The sequence below is a fragment of the Saccharopolyspora rhizosphaerae genome (assembly GCF_003931915.1).
Lineage (GTDB): Bacteria > Actinomycetota > Actinomycetes > Mycobacteriales > Pseudonocardiaceae > Saccharopolyspora > Saccharopolyspora rhizosphaerae.
In genome coordinates this window covers 78,822-97,390 of record NZ_RSAA01000004.1, presented here as the reverse complement: position 1 = coordinate 97,390, position 18,569 = coordinate 78,822, and the positions used below count along the sequence as shown (strand labels likewise).

The 18,569-nt window shown below is 70.6% G+C and carries 19 protein-coding genes; 7 read left to right on the top strand and 12 right to left on the bottom strand.

What is annotated here, in order from left to right; all coding sequences use genetic code 11:
- Positions 1 to 85: 85 nt before the first annotated feature.
- The 3 genes from EIL87_RS03875 to pobA all read right to left on the bottom strand — a co-directional run bounded on the left by EIL87_RS03875 (position 86) and on the right by pobA (position 2,904).
- Positions 86 to 286: a cold-shock protein gene (locus EIL87_RS03875; RefSeq protein ID WP_125088758.1), complete on the bottom strand. Its 201-nt coding sequence runs from the start codon at positions 284 to 286 to the stop codon at positions 86 to 88.
- 694 nt (positions 287 to 980) lie between these two features.
- Complete coding sequence (locus EIL87_RS03870) at positions 981 to 1,676, bottom strand: class I SAM-dependent DNA methyltransferase (protein ID WP_199740248.1); 696 nt, start codon at positions 1,674 to 1,676, stop codon at positions 981 to 983.
- 55 nt (positions 1,677 to 1,731) lie between these two features.
- Positions 1,732 to 2,904: a 4-hydroxybenzoate 3-monooxygenase gene (pobA, locus tag EIL87_RS03865; protein WP_125088756.1), complete on the bottom strand. Its 1,173-nt coding sequence runs from the start codon at positions 2,902 to 2,904 to the stop codon at positions 1,732 to 1,734.
- 120 nt (positions 2,905 to 3,024) lie between these two features.
- On the opposite strand from pobA, the gene EIL87_RS03860 reads away from it, so the two are divergent.
- Positions 3,025 to 3,648 carry a TetR/AcrR family transcriptional regulator gene (locus EIL87_RS03860; RefSeq protein ID WP_158628579.1) on the top strand — a complete coding sequence of 208 codons (624 nt, stop codon included), beginning with the start codon at positions 3,025 to 3,027 and terminating at the stop codon, positions 3,646 to 3,648.
- Positions 3,649 to 3,664: 16 nt separating this feature from the next.
- On the opposite strand, the gene EIL87_RS03855 is transcribed toward EIL87_RS03860, so the two are convergent.
- The 3 genes from EIL87_RS03855 to EIL87_RS03845 all read right to left on the bottom strand — a co-directional run bounded on the left by EIL87_RS03855 (position 3,665) and on the right by EIL87_RS03845 (position 6,992).
- Entirely contained in the window at positions 3,665 to 3,871 is a 207-nt protein-coding gene (locus tag EIL87_RS03855) for a YbdD/YjiX family protein (protein WP_125088754.1), read from the bottom strand.
- Entirely contained in the window at positions 3,868 to 6,003 is a 2,136-nt protein-coding gene (locus EIL87_RS03850) for a carbon starvation CstA family protein (RefSeq protein ID WP_199740247.1), read from the bottom strand. The genes EIL87_RS03855 and EIL87_RS03850 overlap by 4 nt, the downstream gene beginning before the upstream one ends.
- Positions 6,004 to 6,167: 164 nt before the next feature.
- On the bottom strand, positions 6,168 to 6,992 hold the full coding sequence (locus EIL87_RS03845) for an LLM class F420-dependent oxidoreductase (protein WP_125088753.1): 825 nt from the start codon (positions 6,990 to 6,992) through the stop codon (positions 6,168 to 6,170).
- A gap of 230 nt (positions 6,993 to 7,222) precedes the next feature.
- On the opposite strand from EIL87_RS03845, the gene EIL87_RS03840 reads away from it, so the two are divergent.
- From EIL87_RS03840 to EIL87_RS03830, 3 genes are all read left to right on the top strand, one after another.
- A complete protein-coding gene (locus EIL87_RS03840; protein ID WP_125088752.1) occupies positions 7,223 to 7,753 on the top strand; it encodes a SigE family RNA polymerase sigma factor in 531 nt (176 codons plus the stop codon).
- A complete protein-coding gene (locus EIL87_RS03835; RefSeq protein ID WP_125088751.1) occupies positions 7,750 to 8,754 on the top strand; it encodes a hypothetical protein in 1,005 nt (334 codons plus the stop codon). Before EIL87_RS03840 ends, EIL87_RS03835 begins: the two co-directional genes overlap by 4 nt.
- Positions 8,755 to 8,888: 134 nt before the next feature.
- On the top strand, positions 8,889 to 9,512 hold the full coding sequence (locus EIL87_RS03830; protein WP_233576003.1) for a hypothetical protein: 624 nt from the start codon (positions 8,889 to 8,891) through the stop codon (positions 9,510 to 9,512).
- Positions 9,513 to 9,759: 247 nt separating this feature from the next.
- On the opposite strand, the gene EIL87_RS03825 is transcribed toward EIL87_RS03830, so the two are convergent.
- Positions 9,760 to 11,004, bottom strand: coding sequence for a hypothetical protein (locus EIL87_RS03825; RefSeq protein WP_125088749.1), 1,245 nt, complete (start codon positions 11,002 to 11,004; stop codon positions 9,760 to 9,762).
- 376 nt (positions 11,005 to 11,380) lie between these two features.
- Here EIL87_RS03825 and EIL87_RS03820 point away from each other — a divergent pair, with 376 nt between their 5' ends.
- Positions 11,381 to 11,896, top strand: coding sequence for a DUF3145 domain-containing protein (locus tag EIL87_RS03820; protein ID WP_125088748.1), 516 nt, complete (start codon positions 11,381 to 11,383; stop codon positions 11,894 to 11,896).
- Between the two features lie 50 nt (positions 11,897 to 11,946).
- Positions 11,947 to 12,531 (top strand): hypothetical protein, encoded by a 585-nt coding sequence (locus tag EIL87_RS03815; protein ID WP_125088747.1) that lies wholly within the window; start codon positions 11,947 to 11,949, stop codon positions 12,529 to 12,531.
- 105 nt (positions 12,532 to 12,636) lie between these two features.
- Here the strand turns inward: EIL87_RS03815 and EIL87_RS03810 are convergent, their stop codons facing one another.
- The 5 genes from EIL87_RS03810 to EIL87_RS03790 form a co-directional block, all read right to left on the bottom strand.
- The gene (locus EIL87_RS03810) at positions 12,637 to 13,881 is read right to left on the bottom strand and encodes a beta-ketoacyl-[acyl-carrier-protein] synthase family protein (RefSeq protein WP_125088746.1); all 1,245 of its coding nucleotides are present in this window, start codon (positions 13,879 to 13,881) and stop codon (positions 12,637 to 12,639) included.
- Positions 13,878 to 14,117, bottom strand: coding sequence for an acyl carrier protein (locus EIL87_RS03805; RefSeq protein WP_125088745.1), 240 nt, complete (start codon positions 14,115 to 14,117; stop codon positions 13,878 to 13,880). The genes EIL87_RS03810 and EIL87_RS03805 overlap by 4 nt, the downstream gene beginning before the upstream one ends.
- Before the next feature lie 75 nt (positions 14,118 to 14,192).
- Positions 14,193 to 15,173 (bottom strand): beta-ketoacyl-ACP synthase III, encoded by a 981-nt coding sequence (locus tag EIL87_RS03800; RefSeq protein ID WP_125088744.1) that lies wholly within the window; start codon positions 15,171 to 15,173, stop codon positions 14,193 to 14,195.
- Entirely contained in the window at positions 15,170 to 16,090 is a 921-nt protein-coding gene (locus EIL87_RS03795) for an ACP S-malonyltransferase (protein WP_125088743.1), read from the bottom strand. The genes EIL87_RS03800 and EIL87_RS03795 overlap by 4 nt, the downstream gene beginning before the upstream one ends.
- Before the next feature lie 174 nt (positions 16,091 to 16,264).
- Positions 16,265 to 17,479, bottom strand: coding sequence for a PucR family transcriptional regulator (locus tag EIL87_RS03790; protein WP_199740244.1), 1,215 nt, complete (start codon positions 17,477 to 17,479; stop codon positions 16,265 to 16,267).
- Between the two features lie 246 nt (positions 17,480 to 17,725).
- Between EIL87_RS03790 and EIL87_RS03785 the strand changes: the two genes are divergently transcribed.
- Positions 17,726 to 18,445 carry a mechanosensitive ion channel family protein gene (locus tag EIL87_RS03785; protein WP_125088742.1) on the top strand — a complete coding sequence of 240 codons (720 nt, stop codon included), beginning with the start codon at positions 17,726 to 17,728 and terminating at the stop codon, positions 18,443 to 18,445.
- Positions 18,446 to 18,569: the final 124 nt, after the last annotated feature.

Below are 18,569 nucleotides of genomic sequence, written 5' to 3'. Positions count from 1 at the left end.
GATCAGAAAAACCTTCCTTGAAAAGCAACACCGCCGGCTGCTCACGCTGTGGTGAGCAGCCGGCGGTGTGTGAAGCTCAGGTGGCTCAGATGCGCACCGAGCTGGCCTGCGGGCCCTTCGGGCCCTGGGTGACCTCGTAGGTGACCTGCTGGTCCTCGTCGAGGCTGCGGAAGCCCGAGGCGTCGATGGCCGAGTAGTGGACGAAGACGTCAGCGCCGCCGTCGTTCGGGGCGATGAAGCCGAAGCCCTTTTCCGAGTTGAACCACTTCACGGTTCCCTGTGCCATGTGTGTCTCCTTAGGAGCTGGAGCGTGTGACGGGCCCTCACACTTCGTGGGAGCCCGGGCCGGAGATCTCGAACGGCGGCTATACCAGCTACAACCACGGGGACAGCAGCTCGCTCGCATCAGAATCCTGCGAGCGTGCAAGAACACGAACCCAGAAAAACAACGACCAGCACCTACCTTACACGCAGCCCGTCCCGGTCTGCTCGGCCAGCTCCGCTTCCCACCGGGGTGATGTACGTCTCATGACTGTGACCAGGGGTTGTGCGCCTCGATCAGGAGGAAGCCTCCTCCGAGGCCCGCGCGTGTCGGGCGGCAACGGGAAAACCAGTGCCGTTCCCGCGGGGTGGTCGTGACCGTCCGGGCACGGGGTTCGCAGAGGATCTGGTCGCCGCCCCGCGGAGAAGGCGGGCGTGCTTCGCCGCCGCCGCGCGCGGCCGGGTGCCGCGTCTGTCCGGTGTGGACGCGCGGCAGGTCGTCGGACGCTTCGGCTTGGGAGGAGCTGTTCGAGAAGGCGGGGGAGTCCCCGTGCCTCGAAGCCCCGCGCCGCGCAGGTGCCCTCGAACTTCGCGCGAGGTTTGACCGGGAGCCGAGCCCGGGGCGTCGAACTTCGCGCGAACTTCGAGGGTGGGCTCAGCTGGCAGGTTCTCGAGCAACCTTCGTGGCGAGTGCGCCGGGACGCCGCCGGGCCGCGCCCTCAGTCCTTGCGCCAGGTGTAAGCGGCGGAGAAGGGGTGGTTGCGGAAGCGCTCCCACTTGGGCTTGACCGCCAGCCAGGTGTCGTCGATGACGTTCTCCTGGAGGTCCGCCAGCCGCCACCCGGCACCGAGACCTGCGGCGACGTGGTCGCTGATCAGGTGCACGTGGGTGGCGATCGCGACGGGCTCCCCGGCCGCGTTGGTGTAGTGGGTGGGCATGCCGGAGGTCATGATGAAGTGCGGGTGGAAGGTGACCAGCACGAAGGCCGCGCCTGGGGCGGCCAACCGGTGCGCTTCGGCGTACAGCGGCCGCAGGTCGTCGAGGTGCTCGTCGATCAGCGAGCAGATCACCAGGTCGTAGCTGCCGCCGGGGAGGCCCGTCGCGGCGGCGTCGGCCTCCACCAGCCGCTCGTGAGCACCCCGCCGACGGGCGAGCTCCAGCATCTCCTGGGTGACGTCCACCCCGTCGACGCGGGTGACACCGCGGTCGCGCAACCACTGGCCGGTGCGGCCGGTGCCGCACCCGAGGTCGGCGGCCCGGCGCACCGACTGCCAGGAGGGTTCGACCAGGCGCTCCAGCAGCGCCAGGTCCATCACGTCCTCGACGGTGTCCTCGTAGTGCGCCACCCACTCGCCGTACCCGGTCCGGACGTCGACCGTCCGGTACCCCCGCGCGTCAAAGGTCTGGAAGTCCACCCGCCGCATTCTTCCGGCGGCCGCGCGGGGGCGAAACTGCTTTTCCCGGGCCGGATCAGCGCAGCGGCATGCCGACGTAGTTCTCCGCCAGCGTGGTCGCCGCGGCCGTGGAGGAGCGCAGGTAGTCGAACTGGGAGCGCTGCAGCCGGCGGTCGAAGTCGTGGTCGGGGCCCTCGAAGCGGTGCGTCATCGACGTCATCCACCACGAGAAGTGCTGCACCCGCCAGACCCGCTCCAGGCACTTCGCCGAGTACTCGTCCAGCCCGGCGTCGCTGCCCGTCCGGTAGTGGTCGGCGAGCGCTTCCGCCAGCCGGTCCACGTCGGCCACCGCGAGGTTGAGACCCTTCGCGCCGGTCGGCGGCACGATGTGCGCCGAGTCGCCGGCCAGGAAGAGCCGGCCGTGGCGCAGCGGCTCGGCCACGAAGCTGCGCATCGCCGTCACCGACCGCTCGATGATCGGCCCCTCCTGCAGCTTCCACCCCGGAGCCGCCAGCCGCGTGCCCAGCTCGTCCCAGATGCGCTGGTCGGGCCAGTTGTCGAGCGGCTCGTCGGGCGCGCACTGCAGGTAGAAGCGGCTGATGGTGGCTGAACGCATGCTGTGCAGCGCGAAACCGCGCTCGTTGTTGGCGTAGATCAGCTCGTCGGTGGACGGTGCGACCTCGGCCAGGATCCCGAGCCAGCCGAACGGGTAGACGCGCTCGTAGACCCGGCGCACGTCCGGCGGGATGGTGTCCCGGCAGACCCCGTGGAACCCGTCGCAGCCGGCGACGAAGTCCGCGTGCAGCACCTGCGCCACGCCGTCGTGGGTGAAGGTCACGCTCGGGTTGTCGGAGGTGACGTCGTGGACCGCGACGTCGTCGACCTCGAACAGCACTTGCCCGCCGTCGGCCCGGCGGCGCTCGTTGAGGTCCTTGACGACCTCCTGCTGGCCGTAGACGGTGATCGCCCGGCCGGTGAGCTCGGTGAACGGGATGTGCAGCCGCTCTTCGTCGAACTGCACGTGCACGCCCTCGTGCCGGTCGCCCTCGCGCAGCATCCGCTCGCCGACACCGACCTCGCGCAGCAGGTCGACCGTGCCCTGCTCCAGCACGCCCGCGCGCACCCGCTGCTGGACGTGCTCCTGGCTGCGCCGCTCCAGCACCACCGAGTCGATCCCCTGCAGGTGGAGCAGGTGGGACAGCAGCAGCCCGGCGGGACCACCGCCGACGATCGCGACCTGGGTACGCACAGCACGGCCTCACTTCTTCGGGACCACGGACTCGCTTCACTCTCTGATCCGGTCCCGCTCGGCACGATGGCTTGGCTACCGCTGAGTGGAAAACGGACGCTCGGATGTCAGGATGTGCCCGTGGCGAAAGCGCAGCGATCCGGGCGGCCCCGTGACCCCGGGGTCGAGCAGCGCGCGCTGAGCGCTGCCCGCGCCGTCTACGCCGAGCGCGGGTGGAGCGGGTTCTCGCTGGACGAGGTCGCGCGACGCTCCGGGATCGGCAAGGGGTCGCTGTACTTGCGCTGGCCGGACAAGGCCGCGCTGCTGGTCGCCGCGGTGCGCGAGCGCGCGCGGTTCATCGCCGAGATCGACACCGGATCGCTGCGCGGGGACCTGGTGGAGTTCGCCCGGGGCTGGCGGGACTACCTGCGCACCGACGAGGGCGCGCTGATCTTCCGGTTGGGCGTGGACGCCACCTTCTCGCCGCAGCTCGCCGAGGCCTTCGCCGAGGACCCGTACCCGGAGCACATCCGCGCGACCCGCGCGATCATCCGCCGTGGCCTCGCCCGGGGCGAGCTCCCCGAGGGCACCTCCGTCGCGCTGGTGGCGGACCTGGTCGCCGGGGCGGTCACCAACCACGTGCACACCACGCCCGCGCACCTGCTGGACGCCCAGAGCCCTGACCGCGTCGACGAGCTCGTCGACGTGGTGCTCGCCGGAACGCAGAAGAGGTCGGAAGTCCCCTCGGGAACTTCCGACCTCTGACGGCAGCGTTCGCCGCTCAGCAGCAGCGGGAGCCGGGGTTGGTGTCCTGGCGGTCGATGTGGGCCTTCCAGAACTCCCGTTCCGACATCGGTTCCTCGCCGGGGTGGTGGGTGCGGTGGTGTTCGAGGTAGGTCTCGTACGCCGTCTCGCCCGCCACCCCGCGCACGATCTGCCAGGCTGCGCGGACGGATCCGCGCAGCCTGGACAGGGTCGTCGAGGTCAACTGCTGCTCCCGGACGTGGCGAGCTCCTTCTGCTTCTGCCGCTCCTCGGCCGTCGGGATGAGGCCCGAAGGCGCCCACAGCTCCGACTTCACGTACTCGGCCTCGGTGCTGGGCAGCGGTTCGGTGGTGCGCAGCGCCTTGATCCAGACGCGGATGGCGTCCACCAGCACGATGATGATCAGCACCGCGAACAGCACGCTGAGCACGCCGTCCACAGTGGAGTTCACCACGACCTTCTGCATCTCCTCCACGGTGCTGGCCGTGCCCTTGCTGGTCTCACCGGCGTCCAGCGCGGCCTGGTACGACGCCCGCTGGGCGAAGAACCCGATCTTGGGGTTGTCGGAGAAGATCTTCTGCCAGCTCGCGGTCAGCGTCACCGCCGCGTCCCAGGCCAACGGGATCAGCGTCACCCACGCGTACTTGGCCCGACCTGCCTTGATCAGCATGGTTGTGGCCACCGCGAGCGCCACCGCCGCCAGCAGCTGGTTGGCGATGCCGAACAGCGGGAACAGCTGGTTGATGCCGCCCAGCGGGTCGTTCACGCCGGCCCACAGGAAGTAGCCCCACGCGCCCACGATGACCGCGCTGGCCAGCCAGTTGCCCGGCTTCCAGCTGACGTCGCCGAAGCGCTTCCAGACGTTGCCGACCGTGTCCTGCAGCATGAACCGGCCCACCCGGGTACCGGCGTCCACAGTGGTCAGGATGAACAGCGCCTCGAACATCACCGCGAAGTGGTACCAGAAGGCCCTCATCGCGTCCCCGCCCATGACCTGCGAGAACACCTCGGACAGGCCCAGCGCCAGGGTCGGCGCGCCGCCGCTGCGGCCCACCAGCGTCTCCTCCTCGACCGCCGCCGCGGCCGCCGAGAGCTGCTCGGGCGTGACCTGGAAGCCGATGCCGGCCACCGCCTGCGACGCCGACTGCACGGTGTCGCCCAGCGCGCTGTCGGGCATGTTCATCGCGAAGTAGATGCCCGGGTCGATGATGCAGGCCGCGGCCAGCGCCATGATCGCCACGAACGACTCGGTCAGCATGCCGCCGTAGCCGATGACCCGGACCTGCGACTCCTTCTCGATCATCTTCGGCGTGGTGCCCGAGGAGATCAGCGCGTGGAACCCGGACAGGGCACCGCAGGCGATCGTGATGAACACGAAGGGGAACAGCGCACCGGAGAACACCGGGCCCTTGCCGTTGAGCGCGAAGTCGGTGACCGCGCCGGTCTTCATCACCGGCATCGCGATCAGGATCGAGGCTGCCAGCAGCACGATCACGCCGACCTTCATGAAGGTGCTCAGGTAGTCGCGCGGCGCCAGCAGCATCCACACCGGCAGCACCGAGGCGACGAAACCGTAGATGATCAGCGCGAAGGTGACCTCGTTGCCGCTGAGGGTGAAGAACTCGGCCATGCCGGACTCGGCCACCCAGCTGCCGCCCGCGATGCTGGCCAGCAGCAGCACGATGCCGATCGCCGAGACCTCGACGATCTTGCCCGGCCGCAGGTACCGCAGGTAGAAGCCCATGAACAGGGCGATCGGGATCGTCATGCCGATGGAGAAAGCGCCCCACGGCGAACCCTTGAGCGCGCCCACCACGACCAGGGCCAGCACCGCGAGCAAGATGACCATGATGGCGAGCACGGCGACAAGCGCCGCGATGCCGCCCACCGGCCCGATCTCCTCGCGGGCCATCTGGCCGAGGCTGCGGCCGTTGCGGCGGGTGGAGAAGAACAGCACCACCATGTCCTGCACGGCACCGGCGAAGATGACGCCGATGATGATCCAGACCGTGCCGGGCAGGTATCCCATCTGCGCGGCGAGCACCGGACCCACCAGCGGGCCGGCGCCGGCGATCGCGGCGAAGTGGTGGCCGAACAGCACCCGCCGGTCGGTCGGGTGGAAGTCGGCACCGTTGTTGAGCCGTTCCGCCGGAGTCGCCCGGTCGTCGTCGGTCTTGAGCACCCGGTGGGTGATGAACCGGGCGTAGAAGCGGTACGCGATGGCGTAGGAAGCCAGCGCCGCGAAGACCAGCCAGGCGGCCGAGATCTCCTCACCGCGCACCAGCGCGATCACACCCCAGCTGACCGCGCCGACGAGCGCGACCAGCACCCATGTGATGATCTCCTTGAGACTCATCCTGCGCTTCCGAGCCGATCCACCGCTCGGGGCCGTTGTCGTAGCCACCGTCTCGGACTCCAATCCTGCTGTGCGAGACGCGTGTGCACAGCAGTTCTAGAGCATCGGCGCGCGCGTCGGGAATGTCCAGCCCGTTGCGCCAGCGTAATCAGGATGTGAAGTCCTCACCCGATCCCGCGGGTGAGCTCGGCCAACTCGTCCAACTTCCGCAGCGTCTCGTCGCGCGGCATGGTCTCCAGCATCAGCAGCGCGCGGTCCACCCCGTCCTCGGCGTAGCGGGTGAGCTTGGCGGCGTCGTCCTCGGCGCCGAAGAGCGTGACCGGCACCCTCCGTCCGGCCGTGTCACGGACGTGGGAGATGAGGTCCCCGAGGTTCTCGGTGCCGCCGCGCGGCAGCCAGCCGTCACCGAACTCGCTGACGCGGGCGATCGAGCGGTCGCTCTCGCCGCCGATGTAGATCGGCGGGTGCGGCTTCTGCACCGGCTTGGGCCAGGCGTAGATCGGATCGAAGTCGACGAACTCGCCGTGGAACTCCGCGGCCTCCTCGGTCCAGATCGTGCGCATCGCGCGGATCCGCTCGTCCATCAACCTGCCCCGGGTGCGCGGGTCGGTGCCGTGGTTGCGCATCTCCTCGCGGTTCCAGCCCGCGCCGACGCCGAAGACGGCTCGGCCGCCCGAGATCAGGTCGAGGCTGGCGACCTCCTTGGCGGTGGTGATCGGGTCGCGTTCGACGACCAGGGCGATGCCGGTGGCCAGCAGCAGCTCCTCGGTGACCGAGGCGATCGCCGACAGCGCCACGAACGGGTCGAGCGTGCGGTAGTAGATCCGCGGCAGCTCACCGCCGCCCGGGTAGGGCGTCTCCCGGCTGGCGGGGATGTGGGTGTGCTCGGCGAGGAACAGCGCGTCGAAACCGCGTTCCTCCAGTGCCTTGCCGAGGTCGACCGGGGTGATGCCTTCGTCGGTGACGAACGTGGAGATGCCGAACTTCATGAAGTCCTCCTCGCGCGCGGCTCCCCTCAGCCCTACCGGTGCGAGCCGGTGACGGCAAGATTTCGCCGCCGGGCCGGTGGCGTGAACTCGACGCACGAACTGATCAACGGGGTGCCCCGTCGGTAGAGTCGCCGCTGTTGATCACAGCCGGGTTCGGTCACGACCGCACACCGGCCACAACCCAGGAGGGGGTCCGGGCGTCGTGCACAGATGTGACGGTGTCGATCGCAATGCCTGTGACCATCCGGCCGGGTGACGGGTCGGCGGCAGTGGACGAGCTGACGAACAAGCTGACCGACCTCTACCGGGAGCACTACGCGCAACTTCTGCGCATCGCGGTGCTGCTGGTGGACGACCGCGCCTCCGCCGAGGACATCGTGCAGGACGCGTACCTGCGGGTCTTCGACTCGCGGAGCAGGCTGCGCGACCCGGGCAAGGCGCTGGCGTTCCTGCGGCAGGCGGTGCTCAACCGGGCGCGGTCGACGCTGCGCAGACGCCTGGTCGCGCGCAAGCACCTGCCGAAGCTGGCCGTGGCCGACCGCCTGCCCGACGACACCGGGCGCGGGCTCGACCGCGCTGTGTTGGCCCAGGCGCTCGCCCGGCTGCCGCGCAGGCAACGGGAGGCGATCGTGCTGCGCTACTACGCCGACCTGAGCGAGGTCCGCACCGCCGAGGTGATGGGGTGCAGCCAGGGCTCGGTGAAGTCCTACTGCTCGCGCGGGGTGGCGAGGTTGTCAGAACTGCTGGGGGAGCGGGTGTGAACGAACTCGATCGGAACGTCGAGCTGGTGCGGGCCCGGTTGCACCGGGCGGTCGCCGACGTCGAGCCCGCGCCGGACGCCTTGCCGACGTTGCTGGCCGCGGCTCGGCGCCGCCGCGCGCCGTACCGGAGGCCGACGTTCCTGGTCGTCGCCGCAGCGGTCGTCGTAGCCGTCTTCGCCGGCGTGGCGGTGGGCGTGCAGACGCCGGACCCGCAGCCGGTGAGCGTGCGTCCGGGCAACTACGTCGCCGCGGTGGAGGACGGGGTGATCGCCTCGTTCGACGTGGCGACCGGGCGGGAGCAGGGGGAGGTCGCCCGGATCACCGGAGGCGAGGTCACCGAGCTGGCCGGCGACCGCGGCCGGGTCTTCGCCGCGGTGTCCACTCCGGAGGGTGGACGGGTGGTCGAGGTGGCGGCCGAGGGGCAGCGCCCCCTCGCCGCAGTGCGCGGCCCCCGGGCGCTCGCGGCACGCGGGGGCCGGGTCGCCTACGCCGAGGACGACGGTCTGGTGGTGTGGTCCGGCGGGACCCGCCGCGTCCTGCCGACGCCCGGCATGCGGGTGCTCGACCTGGCGCTGACGGACGGCGGCCGGCTGGCCCTGCTCGCCGAGCGCGGTGGTCGCTCCGAGCTGCTGCTGACCGGTCCGGATCCGGCCACGGTGGACGGCGCTCGCGCGGTCGGGACAGGTCGGTGCGCGCCGCTGGCGGTCACCGGGTCCGGCCAGGACATCGCGGCCTTGGAGCCCGCCGATTGCGACGCTCCCGGGCGTGCCCGGGTCGCCACCTACGCGGCCGACTCCGGGCGGAAGCTCGCGGCGGGAGCGCCTTTCGCGATGCCGCCCGTGCCACCCGGCGAGGTGGGTCTGTCGGTGGACGCCCAGGGCCGGACCCTCGTCTCCGCCCCCGGCGCCGCGCAGTGGCTCGTCGACGGCCCGGACGTGCTCCCCATCCCGCTGCCCTGCGCTACCCCCGAACCCTGCACCACCCTCCCCGCGACCTTCTGACCAGACACAACGCCGTCCGCAGGCTCCTGCGAGAACGACGGTGGTGCTCACCCGTGTGGGGGAGAAGCGGCTGATGTGGTGGTCGGGGTGCTGGGGGTGTCCCATCCTCGAGGCGGTCGAGGGTTGGGGTGGTCGTGCGGGGTTTGCGGCGGTTGGTGTTCGTGGCGTTGGACCGTCCGCGGTGGCAGCAGGTCGTGGCGTGCTGCGTCTCGCTGTGGGCGCTGGCGTGGATCGTCGGCCAGTTCCTGGCACCTGAGCACGGGCCGAGCGCGCTGGGCGTGCTGGGTGAGCTCGCCGCTCGCGTCGGTCTGACCGGGAGCGGCTGGGCGGAGCGGGTGACCGAGACCTGGCAGCGCAGCGGCGGCGGGCTGGCGATCTTCGGCGGACTGCTGTGGGCGGCGACCACCGAACGCGGGCAGCTGCCCGCGCTGCTCGGCTGGGTCGCGGTGATGCTGGGCGCCGAACGGCTCGGCTACCGCCCGGCGATGCTCGTCGCGGTGGCCGGCATGGTCGGGTTCATCCTCCTGCTGTGGATCAGCGCGCAGATCTCCCAGCGGCTCCTGGAACGACCGACCCTGTTCCCCCACGACGTCCTGCGAGCGGGCGTCACCGCCGCTGCGCTGGCCGCGGTCGTGCCGCTGTACGCGCCGATGCTGTTCCTGTCCCGGCTCGGCACCCCGTACCTCACCAGAGGTCCGCGCCCCGTCCCCGAACAGCGCCGCGACGACTCCGGCGTCACCGAGCAGGAGCACTCCTAGGCTCCGTCCCGCCCAGCGGTGCCAGTGGCGCGACTCGAGCGGTTCCGTGGACACCGCGCGCCGCTCCAGAGGGCATGTCGCACGGCGCACTCGCCACGCAGCCGCTCGAGGACTCGCGGCAGCCCCGTTGGGGCCCTTCGAACTTCGCGCGAACCTCGACGGGGAACTTCGAGCCTCGACATCCGCGCGAAGTTCGAACGCTGCCGCCCGGCGCGGGGGTTGAACGGCGGCTGCGCCGGGCTGCTGGCTAGGGGTGGAGCCGTAGGCCGCGTTCGGCCATGGCGCGCAGTTCCAGGTCGTCGGGGTGGGACGGTTCTCGCGCCCACACCGCCTGCACGACGCGGACCTGGCTGCCGTGCTGCTGCACCGCCTGCGCGGCGTCGCCGAAGTCGCGCGGCCCGCCCGACCAGCCGCGCCCCTGCGAGACGAGGTCGCTGATGCCACCGGTTCCGGCCGACTCCAGCAGCTTCCGCAACTGCGTGGCCGCTTCCTGGCCCGGCAGGTCCACGACCGCGACCGACAGCGCCACCGCCGACTCACCGCGGTGCGTCTCGAAGAGCCCGCGCCGCAGGCTGCGGCACGGCTGCACCTGGAACCACCGCTGCACGTCGCCGTAGGAGTGCTGGCCGCACGCGGCGACGTGGTCGGTCGCGCGGTGCGCGAACCCCACCCCGTCGACCCGCTGGGTCGCGACTTCCGGTGGACCTGCCCACGTCGAACCCAGCGCCAGAGCTCCGAGCAGCCCGAACACCACCACCAGCGCGGCCACCGCCCCGATCAGCTTGCCGCGCGGGAACGACCGGGACCGCGCGGACGTGCGAGCCCGGCCGGCGGGACGTTTCTCGGAGTACTTCGGGATGAGCATCGTGTCGGCGCCGGCGAGGTCCACCTCCGGCGCTTCCGGGAACCCCTCGCCGACCAGCACTTCACCGGTCACCTCGGCGCCGAGCACGTCCAGCAGCGCCTTCGCGGAACCCGCGTCGCACGTGCTCTCGTAGGTCGCGAGCTCACGAGCCGCCGACAGGACGGAGGTCGTGTTCGGCGAGACCACCCGCACGCCGCGGTGCAGGTCGGTGGTCGGCTGGGTGACCTGCCCGACGTAGGGGCCGACGGCGACGACCGCGGCGACCGGCAGCGGTTCCAGGCCGCGCGACTGCAGGCTGCGAGCCAGCGCCGCCGCGGACTCCAACCCCTCCTGCGCCGGGTTGACCGCGCCCTCGGTGCGCACCAGCGGCCAGCCGTCGACCGTCCACGGCGTGCCCGCCGGGGCTTCGAGCTTCAACGCCGGTTCGGGCAGGTCCACGCCCAGCACTACGATCAGCCCCCGGGGCAGCACGATCACCGCGTCGAGCTCGCGCGGGCTGCCAGGAGGTCGGCAGCCGAACACGGTGACGCCTCCGAGAACCGAGCGACCGGATCCCCACGCGGCGATGGCCGCCCGGACGTCGGCACCGACCTCGGTCGGTTCCACTCCGAGCCGCACCAGGTGCATCGGGCCTCCTCGAGAGTTGCGGTGTGCTGGGTGTTTCCGCGGTGTTGACGTTAGCGGGGGTGGATCGGGCGCGTGCTTCGGCTTGCGCATTAATCCGTTCGAGTGGTAATCGCCACTCGTCTGCCGAGCTGGTGTTGCTGCGTCCGAGGGATGCCGATCACCCGTCGCGGCGCTCGGATCAGCGATTTCAGTGAACCTCCGTCGCCGGAGGGGTGCTGGTCTCGGCTGGTGCCGGGCTTTTTCGGACGCCTGCGGATGCTGATCTCGCGGTGGCGAAGATCTCCACCCGCGATGCAGAATGACGCGGCAACTGGTGATCGTCGAGTTCGCGAGGTCGTAGGGGAAGACGTCCCTCGTCGAACAGCGGAGGTCAGCAGTGAGCACCCGTGGCAGCGACAGTGGCCTCACCTGCGGTGTGGTCTACATCCACTCGTCGCCGTCTGCGGTCTGCCCGCACGTCGAGTGGGCGATTTCCGGCGCACTCGGCACTCGGACGGAACTCCGCTGGACGGCGCAACCGGCAGCCCCCGGGCAACTCCGCGCGGAGTGCACCTGGACGGGTGAGCCGGGTACCGGAGCACGCCTCGTGACCGCCCTGCGCGCGTGGCCCATGTTGCGCTTCGAGATCACGGAGGACCCTAGCCCCGGGGTCGACGGGCAGCGGTTCTGCCACGCGCCCGGACTCGGTCTGTGGCGCGCCTGCACCAGCGCCAATGGTGACATCGTCGTGAGCGAAGATCAACTCCGCACGTTGGCGGCCAACGCCAAGGGGCCGGAGGCGTTCGCGCACCGCGTCGAGCAGCTGCTCGGGGCGGCGTGGGACGACGCCCTCGAACCGTTCCGCCGCGCCGGCGATGGCGCTCCGGTGACCGTGCTGCACCGCGTCGGGTGATTTCCGGGAAGCCCGCACTCGCCTGATCGGGTTGTGCGAAGCTGTGCCCCGTGCGCTCTTGGCTGACATGGGGGATCCCGCTCGCCGTCGTCGTGCTCCTCGCGGCCGGTACCGGTGGTGTCCTGCTCGCCCGGTTCCTCCACTTCGGAGGGGACGAACAGCGGGTCCAGGGGGGTCCGAGCGTTCCGGGCGTTCGAGCCGATCAGCAGCCCGTCGTCTCCCGCTCCGGGGTCGAGTACTCGCCCGATGCCGCGGCCTACCCGGACCAGCGCATCATCGAGGGCCTGCTGGACAACTACTTCGACGGCATCAACCGCAAGAACTACGAGCTCTGGAAGTCGACGGTCCCGCCCAGCAAGTGGCGCGAACTCCCGCAGAGCAAGTGGTTCGACGACTACGACAGCACCCGGGACCACGACATGAAGGTCCACCGCATCGACCCGGGACAGGACCGCTCCGCGCTGGTGATGCTCAGCTTCAAGAGCGAGCAGGACCTCGAGGACGCGCCGCCGCAGGTCAAGGCGCACTGCGTGCAGTGGGACGTCGTCTACCCAGTCGTCGTCGACGAGAACGGCAACGCCGTCCTGGACATCAGCAAGCTCCCGAACAGCGCGATCGCGGCCCCCTGCGCCTGAGGCACCGGGTCGCTGCTCGGTCGGGAGTGGAGGAGGAGAGCGCGCGCACGCGCGAGAAGAGCGGGCTTCGCGGGGACGGGCCGGTGCCCGTCCCCGCGGCCGCGATCACGCCCGGGCGAAGGCGAGGGCGACGTTGTGCCCGCCGAAGCCGAAGGCGTTGTTGAGGGCGGCGGTCTGCTCGACGTGGCGCGGCTTGTCGGCCACCACGTCCAGCTCCACCTTGGGGTCGACGTTCTCGAGGTTCTGCGTCGCCGGGATGACGCCGTGGTGCAGCGAGAGGATCGTGACGATGCTCTCGACCGCACCGGCCCCGCCGACCAGGTGCCCGAGCGAACCCTTGGGCGCGGTCACGACCGCCCCGTCCCCGAGGGCCTTGCGCACCGAGTTCGCCTCGCCCACGTCACCGACCACGGTCGAGGTCGCGTGCGCGTTGACGTGCCCGATGTCGGAGGCTTGCAGGTCGGCGTCCGCGAGCGCCTTGCGCATCGCGGCGACCTGGCCCAGACCGTCCGGGTGGCTCCCGGTGATGTGGTAGGCGTCCGAGGTGATGCCGGCCCCGGCCAGGCGGCCGTAGATCCGAGCACCGCGCGCCTTGGCGTGCTCAGCGCTCTCCAGGACCACCACACCGGCGCCCTCGCCCATCACGAACCCGTCGCGGTCCACGTCGAACGGGCGGGAGGCGCGCTCCGGCTCGTCGTTGCGCGTGCTCAGGGTCCGGGCCTGGGCGAAACCGGCGATGGTGATCGGGTGGATGCAGGACTCCGCACCACCGGCCACCACCACGTCGGCGTGCCCGTACCGGATCATCTCAGCGGCCTTGGCCAGGCCTTCGGCACCGGAGGCGCACGCCGAGGCCGGCGAGTGCACACCGGCACGAGCGCGCAGCTCCAGGCTGACCATCGCGGCCGGCCCGTTGGGCATCAGCATCGGCACGGTGAGCGGCGACACCTTGCGCAGGCCACCCGCTTCCAGCTGGTCGTCCTGCTGCAGCAGGGTCAGCGGGCCACCGATGCCGGTGCCCAGCGCCACGCCGAGCCGATCCGGGTCGACGGGTTCGGACTCGTCGGTGGGCATGTCGAAGCCGGCATCAGCCCACGCTTCGCGGGCCGCGATGACCGCGATGGCCTCGCAGCGGTCCATCCGGCGCAGCTGCACGCGAGGCAGCACCTCGCTCGGATCGACCGCCAGCGGAGCGCTGATCTTCGCGGGCAGCTCGTAGGTGTCGAGCCATTCGGCCTCCATGCGGCGGATGCCGCTGGAGCCGTTGAGCAGCCCGTCCCAAGTGGACGCGACGTCACCACCGAGCGGTGTCGTCGCCCCCAGCCCGGTGATGACGACTTCGGTGGTCATGCGTTGTTGGTGATGTAGTCGACCGCATCACCGACGGTCTTGAGGTTGGCCAGCTGGTCGTCCGGGATCTTGACGCCGAACTTGTCCTCGGCCTGCACGGCGATCTCCACCATGGACAGCGAGTCGATGTCCAGGTCGTCGACGAAGGACTTGTCGGTGGTCACGTCGGCCGCGTCGACACCCGCGACCTCCTCGACGATGGCGGCGAGACCCTTGGTGATTTCTTCGTTCGACACTTGGTTTTCCCTTCCTGGTTCTTACGTCCCTACCGCCGGGCCTGCGGCCTGCGGTGGCTCTTCACTGGCATGACATCAAGGGCACACGGCGACCTGGGCCGCGTAGGACAACCCGGCACCGAAGCCCACGAGGAGCATCACCGCACCGCTGGGGATCTCCCCGGCCGCCCGCATGTGGTCGATCGACAGCGGGATCGACGCCGACGAGGTGTTGCCGGAGTAGACGATGTCACGCGCGACGACCAGGTCATCGCGGGCACCCTTGGTCTGCAACTTCCTGCCGATGGCCTCGACGATCCGCAGGTTCGCCTGGTGCGGGACCAGGACGTCGATGTCGGAGAGCTGGAGCCCGGCGGCTTCGACGGCCTCGATGGCCACCGGCGCGATCTGGGTGGTCGCCCACCGGAAGACCGACTGGCCCTCCTGGTAGATGTACTTGTTCTCGCGCAGGTAGATGGTGTCCACCAGGTCGCCGGCGCTGCCCAGCACCCCCGGCCCCAGCTCTGGTTCCTCGGCGGCGCCGACCACCGCGGCGCCCGCGCCGTCGGCGAAGATGATGCAGTTGGCGCGGTCTTCCCAGTCCAGCCACTCCTGGAACCGCTCCGAGCCGATGACCAGCACGTTGCGGGCGGAACCGGCGCGCACGGCGTCGGAGGCCTGCGCGGTGGCGTAGACGAAGCCGGCGCACGCGGCGTTGAGGTCGTACGCGCTCTTCGCCTTGATCCCGATCTGGTCGGCGACCTGCGCGGCGGCGTTGGGGATGCCACCGGGCATCGTGCAGGTCGCGACGATCACCTGGTCCACATCGGACGGGCTCAGCCCGGCGTCGGCCACGGCCTTGGCGCCGGCCTCGACGGCCATGCTGACCACCGTCTGGTCGTCGTCGCCGAGGCGGCGGTGCACGATGCCGACCCGCTGCTGGATCCACTCGTCGTTGGTGTCGACGATCTTGGCCAGGTCGTGGTTGGTCACGACCCGGTTGCCCTGGGTGCTGCCGAAGCCCAGCAGCTTGGTGCCCGCCACGGCGGGCTTCGATGCGATGCGGGGCAGGCTCACGCGGCGCTCCCGAGCTGGTCGGCGACCTTGTCCAGGTCGGCAGGGGTTTTGAGGGCGATAGTCTGCACGCCCTTGAGGGCGCGGCGCACCATGCCGGTCAACGCGCCGGCGGGCGGGAACTCCACGACGGCGTCCACCCCGCGCTCGCCCAGCGCGGCCATGCAGCTGTCCCAGCGGACCGGGCTGGTGACCTGGTTGACCAGGCGGCTGAGGATGTCGTCGGCGGAGGTGACCACCGCGCCGTCCGCGTTGGACAGCAGCGGCAGCGTCGCGTCGGTGGCCTTCACGTTCTCGGCGTGCTTGGCGAGGGTTTCCCGCGCCGGGGCCATGAAGCGGGTGTGGAAGGCACCGGCGACGGGCAGCGGGCGGACCCGCGCGCCCTCCGGAGGCTCGGCGGCCAGCTGCTCCAGCGCGCCGTTCTTGCCCGCGGCGACGATCTGACCGGCGCCGTTGCGGTTGGCCGGGTCGAGACCGAGGTCCTCCAGCGCCGCCAGCACGGCCTGCTCGTCACCGCCGAGCACCGCGGCCATGCCCGTGGGCTCCAGCGCGCAGGCGGCGGCCATCTCCCGGCCGCGCACCGCGGCCAGCGCCACGGCGTCGTCGGACTCGAGCGCACCGGCCACCGCGGCTGCGGCGAGCTCGCCCACCGAGTGGCCCGCGACGGGCGTGTCGGCGGGGACCTCGACGCGGCGGCGCAGTTCTTCGGCCGCGATCAGCGACAACGCCACGACCAGCGGCTGCGTCACCGAGGTGTCCTTGATCTCGTCGGCCTCCGCGGTCGTGCCGAGCCTGATCAGGTCCAGTCCGGTCAGCTCCGACCAGCGTCCGAGGCGGTCCTCGACGCCGTCGAGCTCGAGCCACGGGTTGAACATGCCAGGGGTCTGGGACCCCTGTCCGGGGGCGAGAAGCGCGATCACTCTTGCTACTGAACACCTGGTGCCGGGATGGAGGTGATGCCGACGAGGACGAAGTCCTGACCGCAAAGTTGTGGAGTGTCTACAAGCACCACCAGGACCAGGCGGTACCAACTGGTGAATCGTTGTCGGATGTGACCCGTTGGTGACCGACCGGCCGGCTGGATGAGGCCTGTGTCACCACAGGCCGCGGGCCTTGGCCAGCCGGCCGACGGCGAGTCCGACCCGCAGCACGTGGGCGTCCCGAGCGTGGGAAGGAGTTCGTCCGGTCAGCTCGGCGACCCGCCGGAGCCGGTAGCGCACGGTGTTGGGGTGCACGTAGAGCTGGCGGGCGCAGTTCTCCAGCACGCCGCCGACCTCCAGGTAGGTGTCGACCGTTTCCATCAGCGCGCCACCCGCGTCGACCAGCGGCAGCACGATGCGCTCGACCAGCTGCCGCTCGGCCTCCGGGTCCCCGGCCAGCGCGCGCTCCGGCAGGAGGTCGGCCGAGGGGACCGGGCGAGGCGCGGTCGGCCAGGCCACCACCGACCGCAGCGCCGACATCGCGTCCGCGGCCGAGCGGTGCGCCTCGGCCAGGCTCGGCATGCTCGGACCGGCGACGACCGGGCCTTCTCCGAACGCCTCGGTGAGCCCGAGGGCGATCTCGTCGTTGCTGCGGCCTTCGCCGGCGCCGCCGAAGACGACCACCAGCCGTGAGCCCTGCACGCCCAGCAGCACCGGGCAGCCGATCCGGGCGGCGCGGCTGCGGACCTGGTAGACGACGGTCGGCGGGTCGTCCGAGGGGGCGTTGCCGACCAGGACGGTCGCCTGCGAGGCCGGGTCCCAGCCCAGCGCGGCGGCGCGGGACAGCAGCGACTCCTCGGCGTCACCACGCACGATGCCGTCCACGACCAGCGCCTCCAGCCGGGCGTCCCACGCGCCGCGCGCCTCGGCCGCGGCGGCGTAGGAGGTGGCGGCGGCGAAGGCGATCTCGCGGGTGTAGCGCAGGATCGCCTCCAGCAGCACGAAGCGCTCGTGCTCCTTCTCGGCCAGCTCCGGCAGTTGCTGCTCGAAGACGTCGATGGCGACGCGGACCAGCTCCAGGGTCTGCCGCAGGCTGACCCAGCGGGAGAGGTCGCGAGGAGCGTTGCGGAACGCCTCGGCGGTCAGCCGGATGGACTGGCTGGAGTCCTGCATCCACGCGACGAAGTTGGACACCCCGGTCTGGGTCACCAGCTGGACGCTCGCCCGCTGGTCGGCGGGGAGCCGCTGGAACCAGGGGAGCCGCTGCTCCATGGCGTTGATGCTGGCCCCGGCCAGGCCGCCGGAAGCCCGCTCCAGCCGCCGCAGCGTGGCTTCGCAGACCTGATCTCGTGTACCGGTGTCCCGCTCACCAGCGTCTTCGGTACTCATACCGACAGAATCGCACGATCCGAGATCAGCGCGGTCGCGGGGAGCGGGGCGGAGCGAGCCGTCTCACCCGCCGCCACGTGCACGCACAGCGCCTCACCGAAGCGGTGAATGTAATCACTCGAGTGAATCAACCGCTTCCTCCGAACGTGGAGCCTGTCGCAGTTGCTGTCCACGTGGTGATCGAGTTCCATTCCCCAGACCCGAAACCGCCCCTGATCTTTCCGGTTCCACCGAGGAGCAACGAACATGGGAGCTCTCCAGCAAGGATTGGCCGCCGCGTGGTCCGCGGTGGCCACCTTCGTTCCGAAACTCGTCGTCTTCCTGATCATCCTGCTGATCGGCTGGTTGATCGCCAAAGCGGTTTCCAAGGCCGTTCAGATGGCTTTCAGCAAGTTGGGGTTCAACAAGCTGCTGACGAAATCCGGTCTGCACGACATGACGTCGGGATCGGGAATTGATGTCGGGGACATCCTCGTCAAGCTGATCTACTACTTCATCCTGCTGATCTTCTTGCAGCTGGCGCTCAGCGCGTTCGGTCCGAACGCGGTCAAGGACCTCATCGACCAGGTCGTGCTGTTCCTGCCGCGCATCGTCGTGGCCGTGGTCCTGGTGCTGGTGGCCGCGGCGATCGGCCGCGCGGTCTCCGACCTGATCACCAGCTCGCTGGGCAACCGCCCGGCCGGCCCGACGCTGGGCAAGATCGCCTTCGGCTTCATCCTGGCGCTGGGCATCATCTCCGCGCTGAACCAGATCGGCATCGCGGTCACCGTCACCACGCCGGTGCTGATCGCAGTGCTGGCCTCGGCTGCGGGCGTGATCGTCGTCGGTGTCGGCGGCGGCCTCATCCAGCCGATGCAGCAGCGCTGGACGCGCTGGCTGAACAACGCCGAGTCGCAGTTCGCCGCCAAGGGCGGCGGCGAGTCGCAGCCCGGAGGGGGCACGCAGGGGCACAGCGGCACGCTGTGACTCCACCCTCGGAGATCGGGACCCACCTGCCGGGTGGGTCCCGATTTTTCATCCTCTTGGCCGTTCCGGGCGGGTGCCGGGAATCGGGACGATGGTTCTCGGGATCTCATTGGGGGTGATCACC